22 protein-coding genes are annotated in these 26447 nt (G+C 57.7%); 4 read left to right on the top strand and 18 right to left on the bottom strand.

Features of this window, described 5'->3' with window-relative positions; genetic code table 11:
• Positions 1 to 22 precede the first annotated feature (22 nt).
• The 7 genes from AC4IC4_RS04540 to phoB all read right to left on the bottom strand — a co-directional run bounded on the left by AC4IC4_RS04540 (position 23) and on the right by phoB (position 11286).
• Entirely contained in the window at positions 23 to 1408 is a 1386-nt protein-coding gene (locus AC4IC4_RS04540; RefSeq protein WP_491472232.1) for a DUF3999 domain-containing protein, read from the bottom strand.
• Positions 1405 to 4026, bottom strand: a complete 2622-nt coding sequence (locus AC4IC4_RS04535; RefSeq protein WP_491472231.1) for a DUF2339 domain-containing protein — start codon at positions 4024 to 4026, stop codon at positions 1405 to 1407. The genes AC4IC4_RS04540 and AC4IC4_RS04535 overlap by 4 nt, the downstream gene beginning before the upstream one ends.
• A gap of 88 nt (positions 4027 to 4114) precedes the next feature.
• The gene (gene malZ, locus AC4IC4_RS04530) at positions 4115 to 5932 is read right to left on the bottom strand and encodes a maltodextrin glucosidase (protein WP_491472230.1); all 1818 of its coding nucleotides are present in this window, start codon (positions 5930 to 5932) and stop codon (positions 4115 to 4117) included.
• Between the two features lie 163 nt (positions 5933 to 6095).
• Entirely contained in the window at positions 6096 to 7469 is a 1374-nt protein-coding gene (proY, locus tag AC4IC4_RS04525) for a proline-specific permease ProY (protein WP_029739758.1), read from the bottom strand.
• Positions 7470 to 7550: 81 nt separating this feature from the next.
• Entirely contained in the window at positions 7551 to 8870 is a 1320-nt protein-coding gene (brnQ, locus tag AC4IC4_RS04520; protein WP_491472229.1) for a branched-chain amino acid transporter carrier protein BrnQ, read from the bottom strand.
• Positions 8871 to 9279: 409 nt separating this feature from the next.
• Positions 9280 to 10575 (bottom strand): phosphate regulon sensor histidine kinase PhoR, encoded by a 1296-nt coding sequence (gene phoR / locus AC4IC4_RS04515; RefSeq protein ID WP_491472228.1) that lies wholly within the window; start codon positions 10573 to 10575, stop codon positions 9280 to 9282.
• Positions 10576 to 10596: 21 nt separating this feature from the next.
• Complete coding sequence (phoB, locus tag AC4IC4_RS04510) at positions 10597 to 11286, bottom strand: phosphate response regulator transcription factor PhoB (RefSeq protein WP_008503265.1); 690 nt, start codon at positions 11284 to 11286, stop codon at positions 10597 to 10599.
• 187 nt (positions 11287 to 11473) lie between these two features.
• Between phoB and sbcD the strand changes: the two genes are divergently transcribed.
• Positions 11474 to 12679: an exonuclease subunit SbcD gene (gene sbcD, locus AC4IC4_RS04505; RefSeq protein WP_491472227.1), complete on the top strand. Its 1206-nt coding sequence runs from the start codon at positions 11474 to 11476 to the stop codon at positions 12677 to 12679.
• Entirely contained in the window at positions 12676 to 15807 is a 3132-nt protein-coding gene (gene sbcC / locus AC4IC4_RS04500; protein WP_491472226.1) for an exonuclease subunit SbcC, read from the top strand. The genes sbcD and sbcC overlap by 4 nt, the downstream gene beginning before the upstream one ends.
• A gap of 147 nt (positions 15808 to 15954) precedes the next feature.
• On the opposite strand, the gene mak is transcribed toward sbcC, so the two are convergent.
• Positions 15955 to 16860 carry a fructokinase gene (gene mak / locus AC4IC4_RS04495; RefSeq protein ID WP_061715887.1) on the bottom strand — a complete coding sequence of 302 codons (906 nt, stop codon included), beginning with the start codon at positions 16858 to 16860 and terminating at the stop codon, positions 15955 to 15957.
• Between the two features lie 123 nt (positions 16861 to 16983).
• Between mak and rdgC the strand changes: the two genes are divergently transcribed.
• Positions 16984 to 17898 (top strand): recombination-associated protein RdgC, encoded by a 915-nt coding sequence (rdgC, locus tag AC4IC4_RS04490; protein WP_023310540.1) that lies wholly within the window; start codon positions 16984 to 16986, stop codon positions 17896 to 17898.
• A gap of 48 nt (positions 17899 to 17946) precedes the next feature.
• Here rdgC and ppnP read toward each other — a convergent pair whose 3' ends face one another.
• From ppnP to AC4IC4_RS04465, 5 genes are all read right to left on the bottom strand, one after another.
• Positions 17947 to 18234, bottom strand: a complete 288-nt coding sequence (gene ppnP / locus AC4IC4_RS04485) for a pyrimidine/purine nucleoside phosphorylase (RefSeq protein ID WP_008503270.1) — start codon at positions 18232 to 18234, stop codon at positions 17947 to 17949.
• Between the two features lie 71 nt (positions 18235 to 18305).
• A complete protein-coding gene (locus AC4IC4_RS04480) occupies positions 18306 to 18983 on the bottom strand; it encodes an AroM family protein (protein WP_024906791.1) in 678 nt (225 codons plus the stop codon).
• Between the two features lie 237 nt (positions 18984 to 19220).
• Entirely contained in the window at positions 19221 to 19412 is a 192-nt protein-coding gene (yaiA, locus tag AC4IC4_RS04475; protein WP_023334675.1) for a protein YaiA, read from the bottom strand.
• 44 nt (positions 19413 to 19456) lie between these two features.
• A complete protein-coding gene (gene aroL, locus AC4IC4_RS04470) occupies positions 19457 to 19981 on the bottom strand; it encodes a shikimate kinase AroL (protein ID WP_090418061.1) in 525 nt (174 codons plus the stop codon).
• Positions 19982 to 20124: 143 nt separating this feature from the next.
• Positions 20125 to 20583, bottom strand: coding sequence for a YaiI/YqxD family protein (locus tag AC4IC4_RS04465; RefSeq protein ID WP_491472225.1), 459 nt, complete (start codon positions 20581 to 20583; stop codon positions 20125 to 20127).
• Between the two features lie 97 nt (positions 20584 to 20680).
• Here AC4IC4_RS04465 and proC point away from each other — a divergent pair, with 97 nt between their 5' ends.
• The gene (proC, locus tag AC4IC4_RS04460; protein WP_032646136.1) at positions 20681 to 21490 is read left to right on the top strand and encodes a pyrroline-5-carboxylate reductase; all 810 of its coding nucleotides are present in this window, start codon (positions 20681 to 20683) and stop codon (positions 21488 to 21490) included.
• A gap of 16 nt (positions 21491 to 21506) precedes the next feature.
• Here the strand turns inward: proC and adrA are convergent, their stop codons facing one another.
• The 5 genes from adrA to AC4IC4_RS04435 all read right to left on the bottom strand — a co-directional run bounded on the left by adrA (position 21507) and on the right by AC4IC4_RS04435 (position 26323).
• Positions 21507 to 22610, bottom strand: coding sequence for a diguanylate cyclase AdrA (adrA, locus tag AC4IC4_RS04455; RefSeq protein ID WP_491472224.1), 1104 nt, complete (start codon positions 22608 to 22610; stop codon positions 21507 to 21509).
• A gap of 102 nt (positions 22611 to 22712) precedes the next feature.
• Positions 22713 to 23033 (bottom strand): phosphate starvation-inducible protein PsiF, encoded by a 321-nt coding sequence (psiF, locus tag AC4IC4_RS04450; RefSeq protein ID WP_023334671.1) that lies wholly within the window; start codon positions 23031 to 23033, stop codon positions 22713 to 22715.
• Between the two features lie 89 nt (positions 23034 to 23122).
• Positions 23123 to 24538, bottom strand: coding sequence for an alkaline phosphatase (gene phoA / locus AC4IC4_RS04445; RefSeq protein WP_491472223.1), 1416 nt, complete (start codon positions 24536 to 24538; stop codon positions 23123 to 23125).
• A gap of 99 nt (positions 24539 to 24637) precedes the next feature.
• Positions 24638 to 24898 carry an anti-adapter protein IraP gene (iraP, locus tag AC4IC4_RS04440; protein WP_024906786.1) on the bottom strand — a complete coding sequence of 87 codons (261 nt, stop codon included), beginning with the start codon at positions 24896 to 24898 and terminating at the stop codon, positions 24638 to 24640.
• A 210-nt stretch (positions 24899 to 25108) separates the two neighbouring features.
• The gene (locus tag AC4IC4_RS04435; RefSeq protein WP_024906785.1) at positions 25109 to 26323 is read right to left on the bottom strand and encodes a multidrug efflux MFS transporter; all 1215 of its coding nucleotides are present in this window, start codon (positions 26321 to 26323) and stop codon (positions 25109 to 25111) included.
• Positions 26324 to 26447: the final 124 nt, after the last annotated feature.

Genomic DNA, 26447 nt, shown 5'->3' with positions numbered 1-26447 from the left:
GGCCCGCTTATGCGGGCTTTTTTTATGCCTTACCCTGCGTCTCTCGCCAAATGCGCCAGGCCATGCCCGCCAGCAGGATCACGCCCGCAATCAGCACGCCCCACACCAGCAGGGTGTTCATCCTGCTCTCTCGCTCGGCCGCAGAGGTGGCGGTCAGACGCCCTTCGCCGCCTAACGCAACATTATCCACAATGTCGGCCTGCGGCAGGTTCGCCATAGCATAGGTCTTGCGCAGGTCGGCTGGGATCAGCATGCCGGGCTCCACGCTGGCAGGCTTTGCGGCGCCATTACCCCAGGCGAGCACGTACGGCGCTTTCCCCTGGGCGTTGAACACCAGATCGTAGCGGTCACGATGTCCCGTGACGCTCGGCAGGTATTCTGGCAGACGCGCATTCAGCGTCGTGATTTTCACTGCCTGCACCAGGCCCCCGTTAAGCGAAACCGGTGGCGACGTTTTTCCCTCAAGACGGTAAAGGACCTCTTTTTTCAGGGGGTGCCATGCGTCTTTTTCCGTACTCCGCCACGCGATCTCCACGGGAAGGACGCCATCGCCATTCAGTGAGATGCTGACAGCACTCAGCGGCTGCGGGCGCGCCCAGCGCCACTGCGCTTCGCTTGTCGATAGCTGCTCCCCTTCCCCCTCAAGCTCGACCGCTTCCGGGGTCGCCTGGGCAGGTGCGATGATTGCGTTAACGCCGGTCAAGGTTATCCCCTGGCTCTGCGCGTTCAGCACCACCATGAGATAGCGATTCGCATCGGGAGATAAAACCGTATCGGTATCGATCCGATCGAGCTTAAGACGATCCTGGCCGCTGACGGCGTCAAGTAATGGCATATCCTCGCGCAGGGTATACCAGCGCTTAAGATCCTCGCTGTAATAGACCGACGCCGTTCCCTGCCACGGCGTCTGAGGAGAATTCCAGAGCAGCTGCAGCTGGGATATGGCCATCTCCCCCGTAGCCTGCTCCGGCAGGGCCAGCAGATAATGTTGCCCGGCTGCAGCAGCTTTTTGCCCCTCCAGCACAATCTCAACACCGTTTCCGGAGCGGAGCAGGATCTTATCGCTATCACCGGATCCTTGCGAAGCCGCAAGCGGCGAGGCATCCAGCGGGAAGAGGCGCAGCGCCGTGGATTGCACTGACGCCTGCGGACGCGTCGCGCTGACCAGGCTGAAGGGAACCGGCTCGCCCGACTGGTTAAAGACGCGGACATCATGCAGATCTGGCGACGTGCTTTGCTCATAGACGGCGAGCGGCAGCATCACCCGATACCACTTGGAAGGAACAGAGGTATCAAGTGAAAGACCAAAAGCATAGTCCCGGGGCGATTCCGTTTGTCCCTCGTCGCAAAACGCCGGGCCGGAAAGCGCCAGCAGCGCGGTACACGCTACCGCTTTCATCCATTTCATTTTTCATCTCCTGTTTTGGGCGGTAGCGGTGAGAAATACCCCACAATCAGAACCAGTATCGCCACGCCGATAAACGCTACCGCGCGCGACAAACCGCCTCCGCCCGCGCTGTCCACCAGCATCAGTTTAACCATTACCACACCCAGCAGCGCGGCACCGCAGAGCCACTCCTGCCGGGAAGCCCGACGGGTAGCATGGATCATGACCACCAGCGCGCTCAGCATCCAGAACAGGGCGAAGCTGGTCTGGATAAGCCGCGAATCCCACAGCGATGCCATATTCCAGGCCACGTCGCCGTACCAGGCCAGGGCGCGCATCAGCGCACCGTTAAGCCACCAGAAGCCAACCGCCATGAGCGCGACGGCAGGCCACGGGCGCGCTTGCGCAAGCCACGCCGGGTAGTAGCGATCCACCGCCCGATAAAAGACGACCAGCCCCAGCAACGCGAACGCAGCACCTTCCTCAAGCGGGTTCACCAGCGGCAGCCAGGTCTGACGATAGACCACGCCGTCCTGGAAATTGGTCACCACCAGCAATACCAGCAGCGCCACGACTACAGGAATCGGTGCCAGGCAGGCGTAGAGCGCAGGCCACTCCCGGAACGGCCATACGCGACGCCGTACCGCAGCAGAGAGCGCCATAATCACCCCGCCGCCTGCGGCCATCGCTAAACCGCTACCCCAGGCCGCCATGCCCCAGGGCAGAGACCGGGCAAACCAGTAAAGCTCGGCGGCCAGCGCCAGTAAAATCATCCAGAAGAGCGACAAATGCAGCCCCATTGCGATGCGTGGCAGGAGTCTTTCACCGTCGCGCCGCAGCAGTACCAGCGCGGCAGGAAGCGCAACGCACCAGGCCAGATTTGACCAGCCGGCGGAGACGATCTGCTGGTGCCAGAGCTGATAACCCACCATCAGCAGCATAACCGGCCACAGCAGCCATTTGCTGGCGTCCAGCTCTCTCCACGCCAGACGTGCGGCCACCTGCCGCCAGCCCCAGACCGACGCCGCCGTCAGCGCCAGCACGCCCGCCAGAATCGGTAATTCCTGCGTCAGCGCCAGCCGCGCTGCGCCCAATAGCGCCACGAGCCAGAACAGCAGCCCGCCAGCCAGCAGCGCCCAGCTGACCGGCAGGAAGAGAGTCCGCCACAGCCAGCCAGCCGCCAGCCAGCAAAGGCTGAGGATGGCGAAGATCAGCAGCAGACTCAGCGACGTAACGCCGTTCGTTTGTGCCCACAGCGCGCTGCCGAGCGCCAGCACCAGCAGCGCCGTCCCGCTATAGCTCATGCGACGCTGGTGCTGCTGCACGCCCAGCCAGAGGATACCCAGCCCTTCCAGCGCCCAGGCCATCGCCGTCCAGCGCGCTGACAGCGCCAGCGGAATGGCGAGCGTCGCGAACCCGCCGCCGATGGCCAGCGCCGCCATGACCAGCGGTCGTCCGAGGGAGGGATAGCGCCGCAGCGCAAGGAACGCGAGGGTAAGATAAAATGCGCCGTATCCCAGCGCACTCAGGGCCGGGCCATATTCCCAGTGCCGGGTCATGCCGTACTGCATCCCAAAACCGATTAGCGGCGGGGCAAACAGCAGCACGCCGTCAATAATCTGCTTCCCTTTCTCCTGCGCCCGCAGCGACAGCGCCACGCTCAGGACACCGAATATCAGCGTATTGGCAATCAGGAACAGCTGGCAGACCCAATAGTCTTCAGGCTGGTAGTCATTCAGCCCCCACATGCCGCCCACGCCGAACGTGAACAGCAGCCCGAGCAGGTTCAGCTCGCGCCAGTGCTGCCAGATGCTGATAGCGAGAATGCCGATAGACAGCAGAAGATAGAAAGAGAACAGCGCGACAAAACTGCCGCCCCCGGTAGACAAAAGCAGCGGCGCAAGATAGCCGCCGAGGCTCGCCAGCATGGCAAGGCTCAGCGCCTTCTGCAGCACCGCCAGCCCGACGCTCGCCGCGCAAATCACCACCAGCAGCGCAAAGGCCAGCGTCAACGGCAACATTTGCCAGAGCCGGAAGGCGCCAAACACCGTCAGGTAGAGCACGCCGGTCGCCCCGCCCTGGAGGATCAGCGCATAGACGCGCTGCCTGTGTCGCAGTCGCCACCCAACCGCCAGCAGAACAATGGCAAACAGCGCCGTTGCCACGAGGCGCAGCTCAAGCGGGAACAGGGAATGTTCCACGGTATAGCGCAGCAGGAATGAAAGACCAAGGAAAAGCAGCAGGATCCCAAGCTTCGCGAGCGGATTACCCTGCATAAACCAGCGCAGCAGCGACGTCAGGATGCCGCCAAAGGCAGAAGGCTGTTTTGCCGCAGGCGCCGGGGTCGGGGTCGGGGCAGGTTCTGCCACGGCAGCGGGAGTATCGGGGCGCCAGGGGTCGACAGGCGCGGGAGCGTCTGCAACCACCGTCGCGGTCACAGCCTCCGGCGCGGCGGTCTGCACCGGCTCCGGCGCGTCCTCAGGCACGCCGCGCTGCTCAAGCGCCTCAATGCGCTGGCGCAGCCGGGCAATCTCCTGTCGCGCCGCCGTACTTCGATTAAAGCCTATAACCGCAAGCACGGGTGCCACCACCAGCGCAAATACCAGGAACAAACAGCCAAGGATGTAAAGCTCGTCCATGTTTCCACCTTCACCGTAAACGATCCGTTAAGATTGACACAAATAGTTGCATTTGCGCCATCTTAAAAGGTGGAAACATTAACAGGTCTTAGCTGCCGGACCAGATCGTTGCGGATACCGCAGGCAGCGCCAGCACGCCGTCCTGTATCGTCGCCTTGCCCTCTTTATTCTTCCACGTCGCTACCTTCAGCAGCGGTGAATCATCCAGCACCACTTCGCAGGCCTCGCCCCGGTTGATGGCCACCAGCACGCGCTGCTGGTTATAGACGCGAGCAAATACCACCACGTTATCGTGGGCGTACACCACCTGACAGCCGCCGTAGCGCAGGGCGAGACTCTGCTTACGCAGCTTTGCCAGCCGCTGATACAGGCTGAACAGCACCTTGTCCTGTTTCGCTGGCTCCCACGGGAAGGTTTTGCGGCAGAACGGATCGTTATTGCCGTCCAGCCCCACCTCGTCTCCGTAGTAGATGCACGGTACGCCCGGCCAGGTGAAGAGCCAGGTCACCGCCAGCGGCAGACGCGCGACATCCTTGCCCAGCAGGGATTTAAAGCGCGCGGTATCGTGGCTATCGAGCTGGTTAAACATCCGCAGCTGCTGCTGATGCGACAGGCCGGCGCGGTAGTTCTCCATCCACGCCATGCAGGTTTCAGCGTCGATATGATTCGGATCGTAGGAGATATCGGTGTTAGCGAGGAATCCCCACAGCGGGAAGGTAAAGCCGCGATAGTTCATCGCCGCATCTTCCGCATCGTTCTGCAGCCACTGGCGCGCGTCGCCAAAGTGCTCGCCAAAGACGAACGCCTCCGGCTGGGCCGCTTTTGCCGAGCGCGTAATCCCGGCGACGTGCTGAAGGTTTTCCCGCGCCCCGCCCGCTTCGCCGAGCATATGCACCACGTCCAGGCGCCAGCCGTCCATATTCCACGGCGCCTTCAGCCAGTGACGCACGATGCTGTCTTCCCCGCCGTAAATCTCGTTCACAAGCGTTGGCGACTGGAAATCCAGCTTCGGCAGGCTCGGGTAGCCCAGCCAGTCCAGCGCACGGCCCTCCTCGTTAAAGCTGTACCAGTCGCGCTGCGGCGAATCCGGGTTATGACATGCCCCGCCCATCGACTGATTATGACGGTCAAACCAGGCGTGCGAATCTCCGCTGTGGTTGAACACGCCGTCCAGAATGAGGCGCATGCCTTCGTTTTGGGTGTTCTTACGCAGGCGCAGCAGCGCCTCGTCACCGCCAAACTGCGGGTCAACGTGGCGATAATCTTCGGTATCGTATTTGTGTACGCTCGGGGCCTTAAACACCGGGTTGAGATACAGCGCCGTCACGCCCAGTTTTTTCAGGTACGGCAGCTTTTCGCTGATACCGTCGAGATCGCCGCCGTAAAACGTCGATCCGCCCGCCTGCGCGGTTAATGGCTCGTCCCACGCTTTCAGGATAATGTCATGGCCCGCCGCATGATGGTGATAGACCTTATCCTGGTCGGCAGTGCGTTTTTCGCTGCGCGCAAAACGGTCCGGGAAAATCTGGTAAAAGACCTGGTCGTTAACCCACTGCGGGCCGTTATCCGGATAATCGACTGCAAACTGCTCCAGCCGTGCGGGCGGGAAACGGCTAAACCCCTGCGGGGTAAACCACAGCTGGCGGTTATTCCACAGCAGTTTGAAGCTGTAACGGCGGCGCGGCTGCCCGCTACGCAGGTCGATATTCGCCCGCCAGGCGGTGATCCCCGGCTGCGGCTGGCTGCGCAGCTTGTGCATTTTCAGCCCGGTCTCTTCGTTATCGATTTCGGCGCGGAGCGTCACGCGTTCAGGCTGATTTTCACCCGCCAGCCAGAGCGTAATCTCAAGGTTGTCTTTGTTTTGCTTAACAAATGGGGCAACCGGAAGGTGCCAGGCGTTTAACATCACGAATCCCCTTTGATGAAATTGACGTCACCTTGCCACAGGGTGGTTAAGGATAGCTCACCATGATGGGATTTATTGGGGGAGGAGGACGGGGGAGGAGTTTTTTTCGGGGGTAAAAGGGAGTGTAGGCCGGGTAAGCGCAGCGCCACCCGGCATTTTTACCTTACTGCGCTTCTGCCAGCTGACGGTCGCGGCGGCATTTAAACACCCAGCCCACCAGCAGCAGGACGATCCACGCGCAGCCCACGTACAGGGAAATGCGGGTATCCGGATGGTAGCCAATCAGGGCAATGATAAACACCAGGAAGATCAGCCCGACGACGGTCGTCGCAACGCCGCCCGGTACTTTGAACTTCAGCGCTTTCGCCTCATCCGGCGACAGGCGACGGCGGAAGGCAATCTGCGACAGCAGGATCATGATCCACACCCACACCGTCGCGAAGGTCGCCAGCGATGCAATCACCAGGAAGACGTTCTCCGGCATGATGTAGTTCAGGTAAACCGAGAACAGCAGCGCCACGGTCATCACCACAACGGTCACCCACGGCGTGCCGCGGCGTGAGGTTTTGGCGAACACCTTCGGCGCACTGCCCTGCTCCGCCATGCCGTGCAGCATACGGCCCACGCCAAAGACGTCACTGTTGATCGCGGAGAGCGACGCGGTCAGCACCACAAAGTTCAGAATGCTGGCGGCAAACGCAATCCCCATGTGCTGGAAGGTCAGAACAAACGGGCTACCGTTGGTACCCACCTGGTTCCACGGGTAAATGGACATGATCACAAACAGGGTGCCCACATAGAACACCAGAATACGCATTGGCACCGAGTTGATGGCGCGCGGAATAGACTTCTCCGGGTCTTTCGCTTCCCCGGCGGTAATACCGATAATCTCGATACCGCCGTAGGCGAACATGACCATCTGGAGCGACATGACCATGCCGAGCCAGCCGTTGCTGAAGAAGCCGCCGTTGCTCCAGAGGTTATGGATGCCGGTCGGCTGCCCGCCGTTGCCGATTCCCCAGATGATGATGCCAAAACCGGCCACAATCATGATGATGATGGTGGCGACCTTGAAGAAGGAGAACCAGAACTCCAGCTCGCCGAACACCTTCACGCTCATCAGGTTGACGGCGCAAATGATCAGCACCACGCTCAGCACCCATATCCAGTGCGGCACCGCCGGGAACCAGACGCCCATATAGATGCCAAACGCCGTCACGTCGGCAATCGCCACGATCAGGATTTCAAAGCAGTAGGTCCAGCCGGTGATAAACCCGGCCAGCGGGCCGAGGTTTTCCTGCGCGTAGCGGGAGAATGAGCTGGCAGACGGGTTGTGAACCGACATTTCGCCGAGGGCGCGCATGATGATATACGCCGCCACGCCGCCGATGATGTACGCCAGCAGCACGCTGGGACCGGCCATTTTGATGGCATCTGCCGAGCCATAAAAAAGACCGGTGCCGATAGCAGAGCCCAGCGCCATAAAGCGGATGTGGCGCGTGCTCAATCCACGTTTAAGTTTGTTAGTGCTTTCCATTTAAATCTTGCCATTCAACACGAAAAAAACAAAAAACCACGGGGCCTTAAGCCCCGTGGTTAAACAGTTTGTTGCCGTTGATTAATGGGCGTTCGATGCGACCTGACGCCCTGCAGCACGGTCCCAGATAATGGCCAGAACCAGTGCAACAACGGTAGGCATCAGCCAGGCCAGACCCTGCTCGGACAGCGGCAGACGCTGTGTCCATGCCGGCAGTATGTGCGCGAAAGCTGATGCTTTAATCCCGTCAAGGATACCAAAAATCAGGCTGATAAACATGGCTGGCGCAATAATTCGTGAAGAGTTGTTCCACCACGGGCGAGTAAAGCTCAACACCACCAGCACGATGCACGGCGGATAAATCGCCGTCAGCACCGGAATAGAGACCTGAATCAGGTGACTCAGACCGAGGTTTGACACCGCCATAGAGAAGATGCCGAGGATAAACACCAGGGTGCGGTAAGAGAGCGGCAGATACTGTGCAAAGAACTCTGCGCAGGCGCAGGTCAGGCCAACCGCGGTGACCAGACAGGCCAGGAAGATGAGCGCCGCCAGCAGCATACTGCCCGCACCGCCGAAGGTGTGCTGAACGTAGGCGTGCAGGATAGCCGCACCGTTGGCGTTCTGATCGACCAGCATGGCGCTGTCGGAGCCCAGACGGAACAGCGCCAGATACAGCAGCGTCAGACCCACACCGGCCATCAGGCCAGCCCAGATGGTATAGCGGGTCAGCAGGCGCGCTTCGGTCACACCGCGGGAACGCGCGGCGTTAACGATAACGATACCAAACACCATGGCACCCAGCGTATCCATCGTCAGGTAGCCGTTCACAAAGCCGTTAGAGAACGCGGCGTTTTTATAGGCGTCCATCGCATCGCTAATCGGGCCCGCTGGCCAGACCATGGCCGCTACCGCCAGAACAATCAGCGCCACAATTTTCAGCGGAGCCAGGAAGTTACCCACGGTATCCAGCAGTTTGCCCGGATAGAGGGAAACCAGAATCACGATCGCGAAATAGATCAGGCTGTAGATAAACAGCGGCATCGCGCCGTCACCGGTCAGGGGAGCAATACCCACTTCGAAGGACACGGTGGCCGTACGCGGGGTCGCAAACAGCGGGCCCACGGCCAGATAGCAGACGGTTGCCAGCAGAACGCCCGCCACTTTACCAATCGGGGTGCTAAGGCTATCCACACCGCCACCGACTTTCGCCAGCGCGACGACGGTGAGAACCGGCAGACCCACGGCAGTAATCAGGAAACCAAACGCGGCGGTCCAGACGTGTTCACCCGCCTGTAGGCCAACCATTGGAGGGAAAATGATGTTGCCTGCGCCAACGAACAGCGCAAATGTCATAAAGCCCAGCGCGATGATGTCACGCGATTTTAAGTGATGGGTCATAAAACCTTACTGCCTGTGGATGTGGTGTTGAAAACATTGAGATTTTCGATATCCCTGACGGGACGATACAGCCGAAAATTTGCTCAATTTCAGCGGGAAATGCTCCCGTCCTGGCGTGGAGAAGAATAGTTTTTCGATTTACCACGCAAATACAGTCGGTCTGACAGTATCTGGGGCGCAATTTAAACGCTTATAACGTTTAAAGGCAAGGTGGGATCGCAAAACCAGAACAATATGCCAGCATGAAAATACACATTAGAATAATACGCTGTTTATAAGAAAAACCCATGGCTAATCATGCGAACAAAAAACAGACAGCCGTATAAAATTCATCCGCGTTTCGCTTGACTGCAAAGCAAACGGGCCAGCGATGGCTGACCCGTGGAAAGGTAAAATGACACGCCTGCCGTCAGGCGATCTTTTTGGCAATTAATCGTTCCGGAATAACGAAACTGAAACGGGTTCCTTTACCCAGCGTACTCTGAATATCGAGACGGCTTTCGTGGTGATTCACCGCGTGTTTCACAATTGCCAGCCCCAGGCCGCTTCCGCCCGTCTGCCGGGATCGCGCTTTATCCACACGGTAAAAGCGCTCGGTCAGACGCGGAATATGCTCCGGCGCGATCCCCGGCCCATTGTCTTCCACGCTAAACTCCGCCCCCGTTGGGGCATGGTGCCAGCGCACCACTATATTTGTCCCCTCAGGCGTATGATTCACCGCGTTATACACCAGGTTGGAAATGGCGCTGCGCAGCTCATCTTCGCTGCCCAGCACCTTCAGCGTGTTGTCGACGTCAAAGGTCAGGTGGTGCTTTTTGTGGCTTAACGTCTGCGCTTCACGCTCCACGACCCGCAGCATCATCGGGACATCAATGGTGTCATTCAGCGCCAGCGTTGGCGCCGCTTCAATCTTCGAGAGCGTCAGCAGCTGCTTCACCAGCCCTTCCATCCGGTGCGTTTGCTCGCGCATGGTGTGCAGCGCTTTTTCACGCGGCGCGCCTTCCAGCGTTTGCTCCTGCATCATCTCCAGGTAGCCCTGCAGCACGGTCAACGGGGTTCGCAGTTCGTGACTGACGTTGGCGAAGAAGTTGCGACGCGCCCCTTCCAGCTGGTGCATCTGGGTGACATCGCGCGCCACCATCAGCCACTGCTTATCGCTGTAGGGCATCACGCGGATCTCCAGATGGCGACCATTATTGAGCTTCAGATTGTGCGGACGGGTAAAATCACGCTTTTTCAGGTACAGCGTAAACTCGGGATAGCGCAGAAGGTTGAGGATATTTTGACCGTTGTCATCCGGCCAGCGCAGGCCCAGCAGCTGTTGCGCCAGGCCGTTACACCAGAAGATCGTCCCTTCTTCGGTTGTCAGAATCACGGCATCCGGCAGCGACTCTGCACCGCTGCGGAAACGCTTAATCAGGCTTCCCAGCTCGCGGCGACGCTTTTTATTACGCATCTGCATCTGATGCAGACCGTACAGCAGCGGCTCCCAGCTGCCGCTTCCCGGCGGCGGCGTCATACTTCGGTCAACCCACAGCCACCAGGAGAGGCGCAGCAGGTTCCAGAAATGCCAGATCAGCAGCCCGGTGACCGACGCCAGCAGAAACCACGGCAGGTGTCCAAGAAAGGCCCCCAGAAGGAAGGCCGGAATACAGCATAAGATCAGTTCAAAGACGAGCCTTTTCCATGACAGACGTTCCAGCACGCGTCACACTCCTGTCATTGTTCAGAAACGGGTAGAAAAACGATAACCCGTGCCGCGGACCGTCTGCACCATGCGATCGTGGCCGCTCAGTTCCAGTGCTTTTCGCAGGCGGCGAATATGTACGTCAACCGTCCGGTCTTCGACATACACGTTAGTTCCCCAGACGTTATTCAGCAACTGCTCGCGGCTGTATACGCGTTCCGGGTGGGTCATAAAGAAGTGCAGGAGTTTAAATTCGGTAGGCCCCATGTCGAGGGGATTTTCACCGGTCATCACGCGGTGTGAGGTGGGATCAAGGCTCAGCCCCTGCATCTCAATCACCTCTTCCACCGCCATCGGCGAAATACGGCGCATCACGGCTTTAATGCGGGCGACCAGCTCTTTTGGGGAGAACGGTTTGGTAATGTAATCGTCCGCACCGGTCTCAAGACCGCGCACGCGATCCTCTTCTTCTCCGCGCGCCGTGAGCATCACAACCGGGATGTCGCGGGTCAGCGCTTCACGCTTCAGGTGTTTGATAAACTGCAGTCCGGAGCCGCCAGGCAACATCCAGTCCAGCAGAATCAGATCGGGCCAGGGTTCATTCAGCTGGTTCACTGCGCTGTCATAATCTTCCGCTTCAACCGGCTGGAAACCGTTTTGCTCGAGCACGAAGCACACCATTTCACGAATTGGAGCTTCATCTTCTACGACCAGAATACGTCTCGCCATACTTTGCCCTGTCTTATCTTATTTAAGTTACAAGTTTGTAATTCGGCGCCATTATGCGTCAGATTTATGACAGATTTATGAAAAACAGTACCACGATAACGGGCAAACCGTTGTTTTATTACAGCGGTTATTTTCCCTTCTCTGAACGTTTATAATCCTGCTTTCTCTTTTTTGCCACGGATCAGCTATGCGCATACTTCACACCTCGGACTGGCATCTGGGTCAAAATTTTTACAGCAAAAGCCGTGCGGCTGAACATGAAGCGTTCCTGAACTGGCTGCTGGAAACGGCCCGGACGCACGAGGTGGACGCGATTATTGTGGCGGGTGACATCTTTGATACCGGCTCGCCCCCCAGCTATGCGCGTGAGCTGTATAACCGCTTCGTGGTGAATCTGCAGCAAACCGGCTGTCACCTGGTGATTGTCGCCGGCAACCATGATTCCGTCGCCACGCTCAATGAATCCCGCGATATCCTGGCATTTCTCAATACCACCGTGGTCGCCAGCGCCGGGCACGCCCCACAGATCCTGAATAAACGCGACGGGTCGCCGGGGGCTGTGCTGTGTCCGATACCGTTTTTACGTCCGCGGGACATCGTGCAAAGCCAGGCGGGGCTGTCGGGTGCAGAAAAGCAGCAGCATCTCTTACAGGCCATCACAGACTATTACCACCAGCAGCACACCGAAGCCTGTGCCCTGCGGGGTGACCAGCCTATTCCGGTGATTGCGACCGGGCATCTCACCACCGTCGGGGCCAGTAAAAGTGACGCCGTGCGTGACATCTATATCGGCACGCTGGATGCCTTTCCGGCGCAGAACTTCCCGCCAGCCGACTACATTGCGCTCGGGCATATCCACCGCGCGCAGGTTATTGGCGGCAGCGAGCACATCCGCTACTGCGGCTCCCCCATTTCGCTCAGCTTTGACGAAACGGGCAAAGCCAAATCGGTGCATCTGGTGAGCTTTAGCGAGGGAAAACTCCGCGCCGTCGAGACGCTGGAAGTACCGGTCACCCAGCCGCTGGCGGTGCTGAAAGGCGATCTCGATGCCATCACCGCCCAGCTGGAACAATGGCGCGGTGTCGAACAAGATCCCCCCGTCTGGCTGGATATCGAAATCACCACCGATGACTACCTGCACGATATGCAGCGCAAAATTCAGGCGCTGACGGAGGATTTGCCCGTCGAAGTCTTACTGGTCCGCCGCAGCCGCGAGCAGCGCGAGAAAATTCTGTTAAGCGCTCAACGTGAAACGCTCAGTGAACTGCGGGTTGAAGAGGTGTTTGAACGCAGGCTCTCGCAGGAAGAGATTGACGACGCGAAGCGCGCAAGACTCAGCGAACTGTTCAGCCATACCCTGCATGCGCTCAATGATGAGGAAGAAAACGCATGAAAATTTTGAGCCTGCGCCTGAAAAATCTCAACTCACTCAAGGGCGAGTGGAAAATTGACTTTACCGCGGAGCCGTTTGCCAGCAACGGGCTGTTTGCCATCACCGGCGCGACCGGGGCAGGAAAAACTACCCTGCTCGACGCCATCTGTCTGGCGCTTTATCACGAAACGCCGCGACTGCAGAAGGTCTCTCAGGCGCAAAACGATCTGATGACCCGCGACACCGCCGAATGCCTGGCAGAAGTGGAGTTCGAGGTAAAAGGCACCGCCTATCGCGCCTTCTGGAGCCAGAACCGGGCGCGCAACCAGCCGGACGGGAACCTGCAGGCGCCGCGCGTGGAGCTGGCGCGCTGTGAAGATGGCAAAATCCTGGCCGACAAAGTGTCGGATAAGCTGGAGCAAACCGCCGCGCTTACCGGGCTGGACTACGGGCGCTTTACCCGCTCGATGCTGCTCTCACAGGGGCAGTTTGCCGCCTTCCTTAATGCCAAACCGAGCGATCGTGCCGAGCTGCTGGAAGAGCTGACCGGCACCGAGATCTACGGCCAGATTTCCGCCATGGTGTTTGAAAAACATAAAGCCGCCCGCAGCGTGCTTGAAAAGTGCGAGGCGCAGGCGGCGGGCGTCGTGCTATTGAGCGAAGAACAGCAGCAGCAGTTACAGCAAAGTTTGCAGGCACTTACTGACGAAGAGAAAACCCTGCTGGTTCAGCAGCAAAGCCAGCAGAAAGATTTTCAGTGGCTTACGCGTCATGATGAGCTCGTGCGCGAGCAACAGCGCGTCACCGCGATGCAGCAGCAGGCGCAACAGGCGCTGACGAACGCTGCGCCAGAGCTGGCAAAGCTCCAGCTTGCTCTGCCCGCCGCCCAGCTTCGACCGCTCTGGGAACATCAGCAGGAGCAAACCGCGCGTCTGGCACAGACACAGCAGCGAATTATCGAAGTAAATACTCGCTTACAAGCCAGAACCGCGCTGCGCTCACGTATCCGCAATACCGCCCTGCGTAACCACGAGCAGCTTCAGACCGAACTGACGGCGCTGGCGCAGTGGCTGGCGGAGCACGAGCGCTATCGGCTGCTGGGCCAGGAGATTGCCGGCTGGCGCGCCCAGTTCTCGCAGCTTAACCGCGATAAAACGCAGTTAGCCTCGCTTGCTGCGCGGATGAGTGAATTACGCAACAGGCTGGCTGAGATGCCGGAAAATGCGCTGACCCTGACGGCGGATGAGGTCAGTACGGCCATGGAGCAGCAGTCCCGGTCACGCACGCTGCGCCAGCGGCTAACGTCGCTGCATGCCCGCTATCAGCCGCTGCAAAAGCGCCTGCGCCAGAGCGGTGAAAGCGTGCAGAAGGCCCAGGCCGAACAAAATAAACTCAATGAAACGCTGACGCTGCGCCGCCAGCAGTACAAAGAGAAACACCAGCACTATCTGGACCTGAAGGCCCTGTGCGAACGCGAAGCGACGATTAAAGACCTGGAAAGCTATCGTGCCCGGCTTGAGGCCGGCAAACCCTGTCCGCTGTGCGGCTCCAGCGAGCATCCCGCCGTTGAGCAATACCAGTCGCTTGAGCTGACGGATAACCAGCGCCGCCGTGATGCCCTGGAAAAAGAGGTCGCCGCGCTTAAAGAGGAAGGCCTGCTGGTGCTGGGGCAAGTTAATGCCCTGACTCAGCAGATCCAGCGCGAGACAGACGAAGTTCAGACGCTCTCTCAGGAAGAGCAAGCACTCACTAAAGAGTGGATAGAGGCCTGTGCTTCCCTGAATATAGCGTTGAATATTCAGGAAGATATCACGCCATGGTTGAACGAACAGGAACAGTACGAGCGCCAGCTTTATCAGCTCAGCCAGCGTCTGACCCTGCAAAACCAGTTGAACGAGCAGGAAGCGCAGGAGCGACAGTATCAGCAGCAGCTGACTACCGCGCGCCAGGCGCTGGAACACGCCCTGCTCTCGCTATCACTCAACGTACCTGAAGACGGAAATGAAGCCGCCTGGCTGCACGCCCGCGAAGCGGAATTCTCGCAGTGGCAGGAGAAGCAAACGCAGCACGGCGTGCTTCAGGAACGCATAAACGCCCTGAAGCCGCTGCTCGACGCGCTTCCGGCAACGAACAGCGCAGACGCCGAACCGGTTATTCCTGATAACTGGCGCGACATCCACGACGAGTGCGTGTCGCTACAGAGCCAGCTGACCGCGCAACAACAGCAGGAGACGCTGGAGCAAGAGCGTCTGCAGCAGTCGCAGACGCAGTTCACCGCGGCGCTCTCGGCAAGCTGCTTTGCCGATCGGGACGCGTTCCTTGCCGCGCTGTTGGATGACGACGCTATTCGCCACCTCGAACAGCTGAAACAGTCGCTGGAAAGCCAGATACAGCAGGCCGCGGCCCTTTCCGGCCAGGCTAACCAGCAGCTGCAGGCTCATCTGGCGCTGCGGCCGGAAGGGCTCGACGCCGATGCACCTGCGCTGCAAAGCCAGCTGCAGCAGTTGGCGCAGCGGCTGCGCGAGAACACCACGCATCAGGGCGAGATCCGCCAGCAGCTTAAGCAGGACAGCGATAACCGTCAGCACCAGTTGGCGTTGATGCAGCAAATTGAAGAGACCGCGCGCCAGGCGGACGACTGGGGGTACCTGAACGCGCTGATCGGCTCCAGCACCGGCGACAAGTTCCGTAAGTTCGCCCAGGGGCTGACGCTGGACAATCTTGTCTGGCTCGCAAACCAGCAGCTTAACCGTCTGCACGGGCGTTATCTGCTGCAGCGTAAGGCCAGTGACGCGCTGGAGCTAGAAGTGGTCGATACCTGGCAGGCGGATGCGGTTCGCGATACCCGTACGCTCTCGGGCGGCGAAAGCTTCCTGGTCAGCCTGGCGCTGGCGCTGGCCCTTTCCGATCTGGTGAGTCATAAGACGCGGATCGATTCTCTGTTCCTGGATGAAGGGTTCGGCACGCTCGACAGTGAGACGCTGGATACCGCGCTGGATGCGCTCGACGCGCTGAACGCCACCGGGAAAACCATCGGCGTGATCAGCCACGTAGAGGCGATGAAAGAGCGTATTCCGGTGCAGATCAAGGTGAAAAAGATCAACGGCCTGGGGTATAGCAGGCTGGATAAGGTGTTTGCGGTGGAATGAATGGGGTGATCGTACGGTCTGATGCCCTCACCCTAACCCTCTCCCACAGGGAGAGGGTACAAACACCAAAAACAGCAACTTGAGTTGCTGTTTTGCTTTTACCTTGCCTCACCCTGGCCCTCTCCCATAGGGAGAGGGAATAAACGTTTATTCTGGCCATAACCACGCCGCGCCGCGCACGCCGCTGGAGTCCCCGTGCAGCGCTTTGCGGATCGGGGTTTCGCATTCACCGCCGAAGACCCACTGTTTCACCAGGTTCGGCACCGTGGCGTACAGCCGATCGACGTTGCTCATGCCGCCACCCAGCACTATCACGTCAGGATCGAGAATATTCACCACGTGGGCCAGCGATTTCGCCAGCCGCATTTCGTAGCGGCTAAGCGCCAGTTCGGCGACAGGATCCTGTTCTTCGACCAGACGCATGATTTCGTTGCCCTTGAGCGGCTGGCCGCTCAGACGGTGGTAGTCGGTCGCAAACCCGGTGCCGGAGATAAACGTCTCGATACAGCCTTGTTTTCCGCAGTAGCACGGAACTTCAGCGCGGTATTTAAGCTCGTCTTCATCCATCCACGGTAGCGGGTTGTGTCCCCACTCGCCCGCCGTGCCGTTGCCGCCGATATGGGCGCGCCCCCCGAACGCCACCCCCGCGCCGCAGCCGGTGCCGATAATAACGGCAAACACGGTCTGGGCACCCGCTGCCGCGCCGTCGATGGCCTCAGAGACCGCCAGGCAGTTGGCGTCGTTGGCCAGACGCACGTCCCGGTTCAGACGCGCGCTTAAATCTTTATCAAACGGCTGGCCGTTGAGCCAGGTGGAGTTAGCATTTTTAACCACGCCGGTATACGGCGAGATCGACCCCGGGATCCCCATCCCGACGCTGCCGGTTTGCCCAGTCGCCTGCTCTGCCATCTCGACCAGCCTGGCAATCGTCTCGATAGTCTGGTGATAATCATCGCGCGGCGTCGGCAGACGATGGCGAAACAGCTGCTCCCCCTGCTCGCTCAGTGCGATAACTTCTGTTTTGGTGCCGCCCAAATCGATCCCAATACGCACAAGACTCTCCTCATTATTTTGATTATCAACAGAGTAGAAGCACGCTTCCCGATTAGCAATGCAAGCGATGCGACAATTCGTTATCATGCCCGCTGATTTAACGACAAGGCCGTGGAAATTATCATGCTGTGGTTCAAAAATTTGATGGTTTACCGTCTCAGCCGCGACGTTTCGCTGCGTGCAGAAGAGATGGAAAAACAGTTAGCCGCTTATACCTTTTCCCCTTGCGGTAGCCAGGATATGGCGAAAACCGGTTGGGTTCCGCCAATGGGTTCACAAAGCGATGCACTGACCCACGCCAGCAGCACGGGTCAAATCATCGTCTGCGCCCGTAAAGAAGAGAAAATCCTGCCGACGCCGGTGGTTAAGCAGGCGCTCGAAGCGAAAATTTTCAAGCTGGAAGCCGAACAGGGCCGCAAGCTGAAAAAGACCGAAAAAGATTCGCTGAAAGACGAAGTGCTGCACTCCTTGCTGCCGCGCGCCTTCAGCCGCTTTAGCCAGACCATGATGTGGATCGATACCGTTAACGGGCTGATCATGGTGGACTGCGCCAGCGCCAAGAAAGCAGAAGATACGCTGGCCCTGCTGCGCAAAAGCATCGGCTCGTTACCGGTCGTGCCGCTGGCGCTGGAAACGCCAATTGAGTTAACGCTGACCGAATGGGTACGCAGCGGTGCTGCGGCACAGGGTTTCCAGATCCTTGATGAAGCCGAGCTGAAAGCCCTGCTGGAAGACGGTGGCGTGATCCGCGCGAAGAAGCAGGATCTGGTGAGCGACGAGATCGCCGTACACATCGAAGCGGGTAAAGTGGTGACCAAACTGGCGCTCGACTGGCAGCAGCGTATTCAGTTCGTGATGTGCGACGACGGCTCCGTGAAGCGTCTGAAGTTCTGCGATGAGCTGCGCGATCAGAACGAAGATATCGACAGGGAAGATTACGCCCAGCGTTTTGACGCGGACTTCATCCTGATGACCGGCGAGCTGGCCGCGTTGATTCAGAATCTGGTGGAAGGTCTCGGCGGCGAAGCGCAGAGATAACGGGCAAAACGTAGGCCGGGTAAGCGTTAGCGCCACCCGGCTAATTTTTTATTTCAGGTAGCGGCACAGATAAGAGGTAGGCTCAGCCACCTGCAAATGAAATTCGCTGTGGCCAGGGACGTTGAAAACTTGTCCGGCAGCGTAAACTTTCCATTCCGTTTCACCCGGCAGCAGGACGTTCAGCGCGCCGCTGACTACCGTCATTTCTTCCGCTTCCGCGGTGCCAAAGGTGTATTCCCCTTCCGCCATTACGCCGACACTGGCGCGGCCAGTGCTGCTGCTGGTAAAACCAATGGATTTCACTTTACCGGAAAAGTATTCGTTACTCTGAAGCATGAACTGGCCCTTATATTTTTAGATAAAAATTCACTATAGGGGCCATGCTCATCACCTGTCACGCAAAATCATTACATGAGGAGCTCCGAGGCCAGGCGAGCCATCAGAACGTTGGATAACAGCACCGGCACATCCAGCGCTTTTTGCAGCAAATCACGATGATGCTGGTGGAACCCCAGGCAGTCCAGGATCAAGACATCTGCCCCTCTCTCCAGCAGTTCCTTCCCGGCAGCAATGAGTTTAGCGTCACTGTCCCAGAACGGATTTGCCAGCGCATACAAGGGCACTTTTTCCAGCACGTGCCATTTTGCCTCCTGGTTATCCATGAGCTCCTCAATGGGGACAATCACCCCCACCTGATGACCATCAACGATAGAGGCCACCAGCGGCGGAATGATGCGCATCGGTTCCAGCAAAATCGCATTACGCGCCGTGAGACCTTTAATGGGGGCAGTACTCATCAGCAAAATAACGTCATAACCTTGATTATCGAGCACTTCTATCACGCCCTGCAGCGAGCGCTCGATTTTCTGGCGTGAAACGTGCGCCAGTTTACCGTCACTTAATAACGTCGCCAGGGGATCCTCCCCCGCCTCGACAGCGTAGTCTTCCATGACCTCTTCCCGACTCATCTTCCCCAGCAGGCTGAGATGCGTTATCTGTTGTTCAGATACGTGCTCGGTTAAGAGCGGTAACACTTCGCTTACAGGGACCACACCAATGGTGAGGATCGCCAACGTTGCCTTCATTTTTATCGCCTTCCATTACTCCAACATCGTGTACACAGGTACAGGCTCACTACGCTGCACAGTTCATTTTTTCAACAAAACAGCACCAAGCGTAGCAGGTGATCCCGACATCGAAATGTAAAGATCGCCTGCCGATACCGGAGTTACTTGTAATAACTAAATATTAACTCCTGCTTAACTTTCCCGATGAGTAAAAAGTGTGATTCAGGCACGATCCTGGAGCGTTTAGGAAAACATTCAGGTTATGTCGGGATCTTCATAGCGCCGTTTCGCATCCAGCGCTTCCTGCTCAGTCTCGTGTTCACTGATCAGCGAGTCCGGTTTTGGGTGATCCGCACGCAGTTGATACCAGGTCACGGTATGACCCGTATGGCCTTTTTCAACGGTAACAATGCGCGCTTCACGCGGATAGGGAGGTCTGGTTGGCATAGCTCATCCTTTTTTTATGTCTGAGCTATAAGTATAGACGCCGCTTAGCTGGCACACGCCAAACGCAGGGCGGTAATAATCTGAATCACAACGTCTTCGGGAGTGGCTGACGCATCCACCACGTGGTGAGCCGCTTCGCGGTATAACGCATCGCGTTCGGCCAGCACTTCACTCACCTCTTCGTTGAGTGGCCTGGAGGTCAGCGCAGGGCGTTGCCCCTCTTCCGGAAAAGCTTCCAGACGCCCTACCAGAGCCGACACCGGCGCACTGAGATAAATCACGATCCCCTTTTCGCGCATAAAGTGACGATTACACTCCGCCAGAACAATGCCACCCCCGGTCGCGATCACGGAAGACGGGGTAGTGACCGCTTTCAGTGCGGCGGTTTCGCGTGCGCGAAAGCTCTCCCATCCCTCTTGCTCAACAATCTCAGCGATGGTTTTTCCGGCCTCGGTTTGCAGCCAGTGGTCGGTATCAACAAACTGGCGATGACACACGCGTGCCAGCTCCAGGCCAACGGTGGTTTTCCCACAGCCGCGGGGGCCAACTAAAAAGATGGGTTGGGTCATGCCAGGTGTTCCCCTTGATGCCGAATGGCTGAAGAGTGTAAAGAAATAATTGCAGAAGATGTTTCGTTTACTTTACTGCAAAGCGGTACGGGATGACAACCCTGTGGAGGCCACACTGTACCACAAATTGACAATAATTATCATTACGCTGTGCGGCGCTTCACTTCCAGCAGCCATTTATCCAGTTCGGCAGCAAACTGCTGGCGATCGCGCTGTGACAGGCTATCCGGCCCACCGGTCTGCACGCCGCAGGCCCGCATCGTATCCATAAAATCGCGCATAGTGAGCTTCTCGCGAATGGTCGACGGCGAGTATCGCTCTCCGCGCGGATTGAGCGCCGCCGCCCCTTTCTCCAGGACTTCGGCAGCCAGCGGAATATCCGCCGTGATCACCAGATCCTCCGCGCTGCACAGGCGGACAATTTCGTTATCCGCTACGTCAAACCCGGCCGGCACGCGTAAAGAGCGGATGAAGCGCGAAGGCGGTACGCGAATATTCTGGTTCGCCACCAGCGTCAGCGGCATCTGAACGCGCTCGGCGGCGCGAAATAAAATCTCTTTAATCACATTCGGACACGCGTCCGCATCAACCCAAATCGCCATATTGTCTCCCCATAATGACTCTGTCGACTATTGTCGCCTGCATTTCGTTGTTAAGCTATCAATCAGAGAAAACAACGCATAATGACGGAGAATCGTGATGGACAAGAAAATCGGGTTTATCGGCTGCGGTAACATGGGCAAAGCCATCCTGGGCGGTCTGATCGCCAGCGGGCAGGTGCTGCCGGGTCAGATTTGGGTCTATACCCCGTCACCGGACAAGGTCGCCGCATTGCGCGATCAGTACGGGATCAACGCTGCCGAAAGCGCGCAGGAAGTGGCCCAGGTCGCCGATATCGTCTTTGGCGCCGTCAAGCCGAACATCATGATCAAAGTGCTGAGCGATATCACCTCCAGCCTGAACAAAGAGACGCTGGTCGTGTCGATTGCCGCGGGCGTCACGCTCGATCAGCTGGCGCGCGCGCTGGGTCACGATCGTAAAATCATCCGCGCGATGCCCAACACCCCTTCGCTGGTCAACGCCGGCATGACCTCCGTCACGCCTAACGCGCTGGTAACCACAGAAGAAGTGGCCGATGTGCTGAACATTTTCCGCTGCTTCGGTGAAGCTGAAGTGATTGCCGAATCGATGATCCATCCGGTGGTCGGCGTGAGTGGCTCAGCCCCTGCCTATGTTTTCATGTTTTTAGAAGCGATGGCCGACGCCGCCGTGCTTGGCGGAATGCCGCGCGCACAGGCGTATAAGTTCGCCGCGCAGGCCGTCATGGGCTCCGCCAAAATGGTGCTGGAAACCGGCAAACACCCGGGTGAACTGAAAGATATGGTCTGCTCCCCGGGCGGTACCACCATCGAAGCGGTGCGGGTGCTGGAAGAGCGCGGGTTCCGCTCGGCGGTCATTGAAGCGATGGCAAAATGCATGGAAAAATCAGAGAAGCTGAGTAAATCCTGATACTCTCCATCGGGCGTCAGGCCGCCACTTCGGTGCGGCCGCGCCCGGCATTTTTCGCCCTGTACAGCGCCACGTCAGCCGCCTTCAGCCATTCCCGATAATGTCCAAACTGCGGTCCCCAGGGGGCAACGCCTACGCTGATGCGCAGCGCTTCTTTTGGCGCGCACGGTAACGTCAGGTTTTCCAGCCGCTCATGCAACCGCGACATCACGGCGATGGCGCTTTCCGCTGCTGTCTGGGACATGATCACCGCAAACTCATCCCCACCAAACCGGCCGATAGCATCGCCTGACCGTACTGACCGCTGGAGCTGGCGCGTAATAGCAATGATCGCCTCGTCGCCCACGTCGTGCCCCCAGGTGTCGTTGATGTTTTTAAAGTGGTCGATATCAATCAGCAGTATCGTGGCGGTGCTGTGGTCGCGCCGACAATGCTCAAATTCATTTCGCAACAGCATTTCCCAGTGTCGGCGGTTAAAGACCCCGGTCATGCCGTCGCGGGTGCTCATCATTTCCAGCCGCAGCTTGTGCTCCGCAAGCCTGACGGCAGTGCGGTGGCTGAGCCAGGCAAACAGCATAGGATAAAATACGAGAACAGGCAGCGTTAAGCCCCACTCCACGGGGTCGGGGTTGAAAACGGCCACCTTCCCGACAAGCGGCAGCGTCACCAGCGCGGAGAGCAGCGTCAACGCGATCCCCGGGATGAACAGACGACAACCGCCGGAGCCCATCATATTCATCCCCACCATCATCACCAGCGCTGCCGTGGGTAACGCATTCATCCCCATTACGCCGATCCAGAGCCCGGCAATAATGGCATCTATTTTAAGATTGAAAGTTTCCTGCTGATGAGGTGACGTGGCCCGGCAGGATAGCTGCCAGGCGAAATGGGGCCAGACGAACGACCACCCCACCAGTAAAAGCCACCAGCCTCCGGGTAAAAAATGGGTGACCAGCATTCCCGCAACCGGGAAAAACATCGCCGCCAGCCCCACGGCGCGCGCCAGCCTAACTCGCCGGGCAAACTGAATGCCGGCGCGGTGAGGGTCATCCTGAGAAAGGGTTAAATTCCACTCTTCCCGAATGCGCTTTTTGTTGTAATACGTTTCATCATTCATCATTTTTGGGAATATTCTGAAACATTTTCCCAAATTATAGAGAGGGGGTCTGCGGGGAAAGTATGAAATTTCGGGTGAGCCGCCGGAGCCGCTCACCCGTTAGAACTACACTTTTTTCTTCAGGCAGGCACTCATGAACTTGCTGCGGTCGTCCCCTTTCAGGGACTGTTCGGTTGCCTTCGCATTACACTCGCGCATTTTTTGCTGCTGCGGGGTCAGGCTTTTTTCAGCTGGCTTCGCAGCGCCGTTTTTGAGGCAGTCGCTCATATAGGTCTTGCGAGCATCTCCCTTCAGACTCTGAGACGTCGCCTGTTGATTACAGGTGGTCATACGCTGCTGCTGCGGCGTTAACGTTTTCTCTTCCGCGTTCGCCGATGCGACCAGGAACAGGCCGGAGAGCAGAGTAACCAGTAATGTTGTTTTCATTGCACCATCCTTTTGTGAACATTCCCTGTAAGTCTGGTTCTTGACAGGAAAAAAACCAGCCGACAGATGTGATTTCCGCCGGGATTTTATCATTTCAGACCCAGCGCCGCCTTCATGGTGTAGAACAGATCCGTTTGATCGGTCAGGCCTACCACGTTGGCCGCATGCGGACCGTAGGCGGCAATGCGCAGTTGGGTGCCCGTGTGCTCCATGGACTCTTCTTCAGAGTTACCGTAGCTCATCACCATGACGGCGCCATCTTTGGTGTTCAGCGCCTGCGTCAGGCCAGGGGCTTTGGTATCTGGCGGAATGATCTGGCTGGCGTGCGCGTGGTCCGCGGTGACGATCACCAGGGTGTTACCGTCTTTTTTCGCGAACGCGAGCGCCTTCTGCACCGCTTCGTCCAGATCGACGGTTTCGCCAATCTGGCCGCACGGATTCGCGGCATGATCCTGTTTATCGATCGACGCGCCCTCAACCTGCAGGAAGAACCCTTTTTCGCTCTTGCTCAAAAGAGAGATCGCTTTATCGGTCATCGCCGCCAGCGTCGGTACGCTGTCCGTACGTTTCGGGTTCGGCGTACAGGTCACAGCAGGCTGATCGATGTTGCCGTGATACGAGGCTTTTGGTCCTTCCCAGCGCACGGGCATGTTGCCGTCAGAGAACAGCCCCAGCAGCGGCTTGTCCTGGTTCGCCTCGCTTATCGCCGCCAGAGAGCTGGCATCACTCACCAGCTGATAGCCGCGAGCCTGCGCCTGCTCGCGCAGCGTTTTGCCCTGCCACTCGCCCGCCGTCGCCGTTTCCGCGAAGGTTTTCGCGCCGCCGCCCAGGGTCACGTCAGGACGCGCGTTCAGCAGCTGTTCCGTAATCGAGCCTTTGCCGCCTTTTTCCAGCGCATTCGTTGGGCATTTTTCGCTGGTTACTGACGGGCCGTAGCACTTACGCGAGGTCACGTGCGCCACCAGCGCCGCGGGCGTTGCATCCTGGAGTTCAGCGGTGGAGACGTTGCCCGTCGCCAGGCCCGCCGCTTTTGCCATCTCCAGAAGGGTTTGATGATCTTTTTCGTGAATATCCACGCCCAGCGCACCATTATAGGTTTTCACGCCGGTGGACCACGCCGTGGCAGAGGCCGCGGAGTCCGTTACGTAATCCGGTTTACCGGTTTTTTTATCCAGCGCGTAATGGGTATATTGTCCGGTCAGCGGTAAGGCATCGATACCTTTAAAAAAGCCGCCCGCTCCCTCGGCATAATTTCGCGCCGCCGTGATTTCGGAATCGCCCATTCCATCGCCAATCAGCAGAATAATATTTTTCGCCGGCTTATCATTCAGCGAAGCGCGAATAGCGGCAGTTTGATCTTCTGATAAACGGCGCGCGCCGCCAGGCTGGGTGATATCCCCTTTTGCCGCACGATTATCCAGCACGCTGGTTTGCGTCGTATCAGCATAAATGGCAGGGGTAATTAACAGGGGAAGTAATGCAATGAAAAGTGCGCTCTGTTTCAATTTATTTTCTCCATGTACAAATACATAAAAATAAAAACAGAGCGACTATAGGCATCCTGCATGACAATTCTATGACACGTCGTTACGTCCTGTGACGGTTTAGCTGCGCGGATGCCTTAACAGCTTCTTTACGTACTGGTGGAGCATCTCGGCATCCTCAACCGGAACCTGCGATTCAGGCCTGACGCTGTCCAGCGCACCTTCCACGCTCTCTATCAACGCCTGTTGATCGGTTTTTGCCATTTGTCGCAGCAGCGCGGTGACAACAATTTCAAGCGCTTCGACCTGAGCCACCAGCTCTTTTGACTCTTCTTCCTTTTGTGCCAGCTTAACCAGCAATTCAGCAATGAGGTTTTTCATCGTGCCAGTTCCTTTTTCAGTTTTGTCTGACGTTATCACTCTGAATCCCTATTGCAAAGAGAAGAAATTAATTATGGTATGCAAAAGTGACACAGGAACAGAAATAAAGAGGTAGCGCCGTGATCGAAACGTTTTTCTATAAAAAGACGCCGCATTTTGTTATATAAAAATGCGGCGACCATAAGAATATATAATACATCTGCGAAATTGTTATCTCGCCGATTTGGCCTCCGCCATTTGTCTGCGGCGTCGCAGCGCAATAGCCAGCTGGATAATATTGATTAAAACAACAATCGCTGTCGCCGCAAATACCCAGCGAAAACCGGCCATCGCGGAAACGGATGCGCCAATAAGCGGACCGGCAACATTCCCCAGATACATAAATGACTGGTTATATCCAAAAATACGCCCCGTCACCTGGTCGCTGGAATATTTAACCAGCAGGGTCTGCACCGCAGGCAACATGGCGCCATCAGCAAACCCAAGCAGAAATCGCAATACGCCAAGCTGAAGCGGAGAGGTGACAAACGACATCGCGAAGAAGAGTACCACCGCAAAGATCAGCGTCGCCATCAGGATGCGCGCCGTGCCGATCCTGTCACCCAGTTTTCCCAGACGCGGCGCGGAAATCAGGGCGGATACGCCCGGCACGGCGGCAATCATGCCGCTCAGAAAAGCGATATTGGTGCTATCCGGCTCCATCGACTTGATAAACAGCGCCAGAATCGGACCGACCGAACCGTTACAAAGCTGGATCACCATGGTGGTCACAAACAGGCTGATCATCAGTCCCGGATAGGGCAGCGAGGCGAAGACAGCCTTGCCGCTCAGACGTTCAGATTTACTGATAACCGGACGGCCCCCCTCTTTAATCAGAAAGAGCGTCACCAGAAAACTGACCACCAGCAGAACCGCAGTGATGATAAATACCGCGCGTAGCCCGACGTGGTCCGCCAGAAAGCCCCCCAGGAGCGGACCGCCGATGACGCCGCTGATCTGCGCCGTGGAGAGCGTACTCAGCGCCCAGCCGCTACGCTCGCGCGGCACCTGAGAGGCGACCAGCGCCATGGCATTCGGAATGTACCCGGATGTCAGCCCCATCACCGCGCGCAGGAAAAACAGCTGCCAGACGTTGGTGGCGAAGGCCTGCAGCAGAATAGCAATCGCCATCCCGAGCGAGGCGCGCAGCAGCATCAGCTTTCGGCCTTTCCGATCCGCCAGGCTGCCCCACATCGGTGACACAATGGCGGAGACCAGAAACGTGACGCTGAACGTCAGACCGGACCACATGGAGAGCGCTTCATGCGAAGTCACCCCCAACTGCGAGACATACAGCGGCAGGAACGGCAGGATCTGGCTGATGGCCAACCCGGTGAAGAAGCAGCCGAACCAGACCGAGATGAGATTAACTTTCCAGGATTCCATAAAGAAATAGTCTTCATTTTTAGGCGAATTCGCCGTCAGATTAGCAAGTTACGCGTTTTGACGTCGCACCAGAGATGCGGCCTGACTGACTTTGGTGTTTTATCTTCCCAGTCATCATATTTGT

It is taken from the genome of Enterobacter sp. Taxon_2 (assembly GCF_058355295.1).
This window is presented reverse-complemented; position numbering and strand designations above follow the sequence as displayed.

Coding starts and splice junctions, on each gene's coding strand:
- AC4IC4_RS04540 (WP_491472232.1), bottom strand. CDS start 1,408: ATGAAATGGATGAAAGCGGTAGCGTGTACCGCGCTGCTGGCGCTTTCC.
- AC4IC4_RS04535 (WP_491472231.1), bottom strand. CDS start 4,026: ATGGACGAGCTTTACATCCTTGGCTGTTTGTTCCTGGTATTTGCGCTG.
- malZ (WP_491472230.1), bottom strand. CDS start 5,932: ATGTTAAACGCCTGGCACCTTCCGGTTGCCCCATTTGTTAAGCAAAAC.
- proY (WP_029739758.1), bottom strand. CDS start 7,469: ATGGAAAGCACTAACAAACTTAAACGTGGATTGAGCACGCGCCACATC.
- brnQ (WP_491472229.1), bottom strand. CDS start 8,870: ATGACCCATCACTTAAAATCGCGTGACATCATCGCGCTGGGCTTTATG.
- phoB (WP_008503265.1), bottom strand. CDS start 11,286: ATGGCGAGACGTATTCTGGTCGTAGAAGATGAAGCTCCAATTCGTGAA.
- sbcD (WP_491472227.1), top strand. CDS start 11,474: ATGCGCATACTTCACACCTCGGACTGGCATCTGGGTCAAAATTTTTAC.
- sbcC (WP_491472226.1), top strand. CDS start 12,676: ATGAAAATTTTGAGCCTGCGCCTGAAAAATCTCAACTCACTCAAGGGC.
- rdgC (WP_023310540.1), top strand. CDS start 16,984: ATGCTGTGGTTCAAAAATTTGATGGTTTACCGTCTCAGCCGCGACGTT.
- ppnP (WP_008503270.1), bottom strand. CDS start 18,234: ATGCTTCAGAGTAACGAATACTTTTCCGGTAAAGTGAAATCCATTGGT.
- AC4IC4_RS04480 (WP_024906791.1), bottom strand. CDS start 18,983: ATGAAGGCAACGTTGGCGATCCTCACCATTGGTGTGGTCCCTGTAAGC.
- yaiA (WP_023334675.1), bottom strand. CDS start 19,412: ATGCCAACCAGACCTCCCTATCCGCGTGAAGCGCGCATTGTTACCGTT.
- aroL (WP_090418061.1), bottom strand. CDS start 19,981: ATGACCCAACCCATCTTTTTAGTTGGCCCCCGCGGCTGTGGGAAAACC.
- AC4IC4_RS04465 (WP_491472225.1), bottom strand. CDS start 20,583: ATGGCGATTTGGGTTGATGCGGACGCGTGTCCGAATGTGATTAAAGAG.
- proC (WP_032646136.1), top strand. CDS start 20,681: ATGGACAAGAAAATCGGGTTTATCGGCTGCGGTAACATGGGCAAAGCC.
- adrA (WP_491472224.1), bottom strand. CDS start 22,610: ATGATGAATGATGAAACGTATTACAACAAAAAGCGCATTCGGGAAGAG.
- psiF (WP_023334671.1), bottom strand. CDS start 23,033: ATGAAAACAACATTACTGGTTACTCTGCTCTCCGGCCTGTTCCTGGTC.
- iraP (WP_024906786.1), bottom strand. CDS start 24,898: ATGAAAAACCTCATTGCTGAATTGCTGGTTAAGCTGGCACAAAAGGAA.
- AC4IC4_RS04435 (WP_024906785.1), bottom strand. CDS start 26,323: ATGGAATCCTGGAAAGTTAATCTCATCTCGGTCTGGTTCGGCTGCTTC.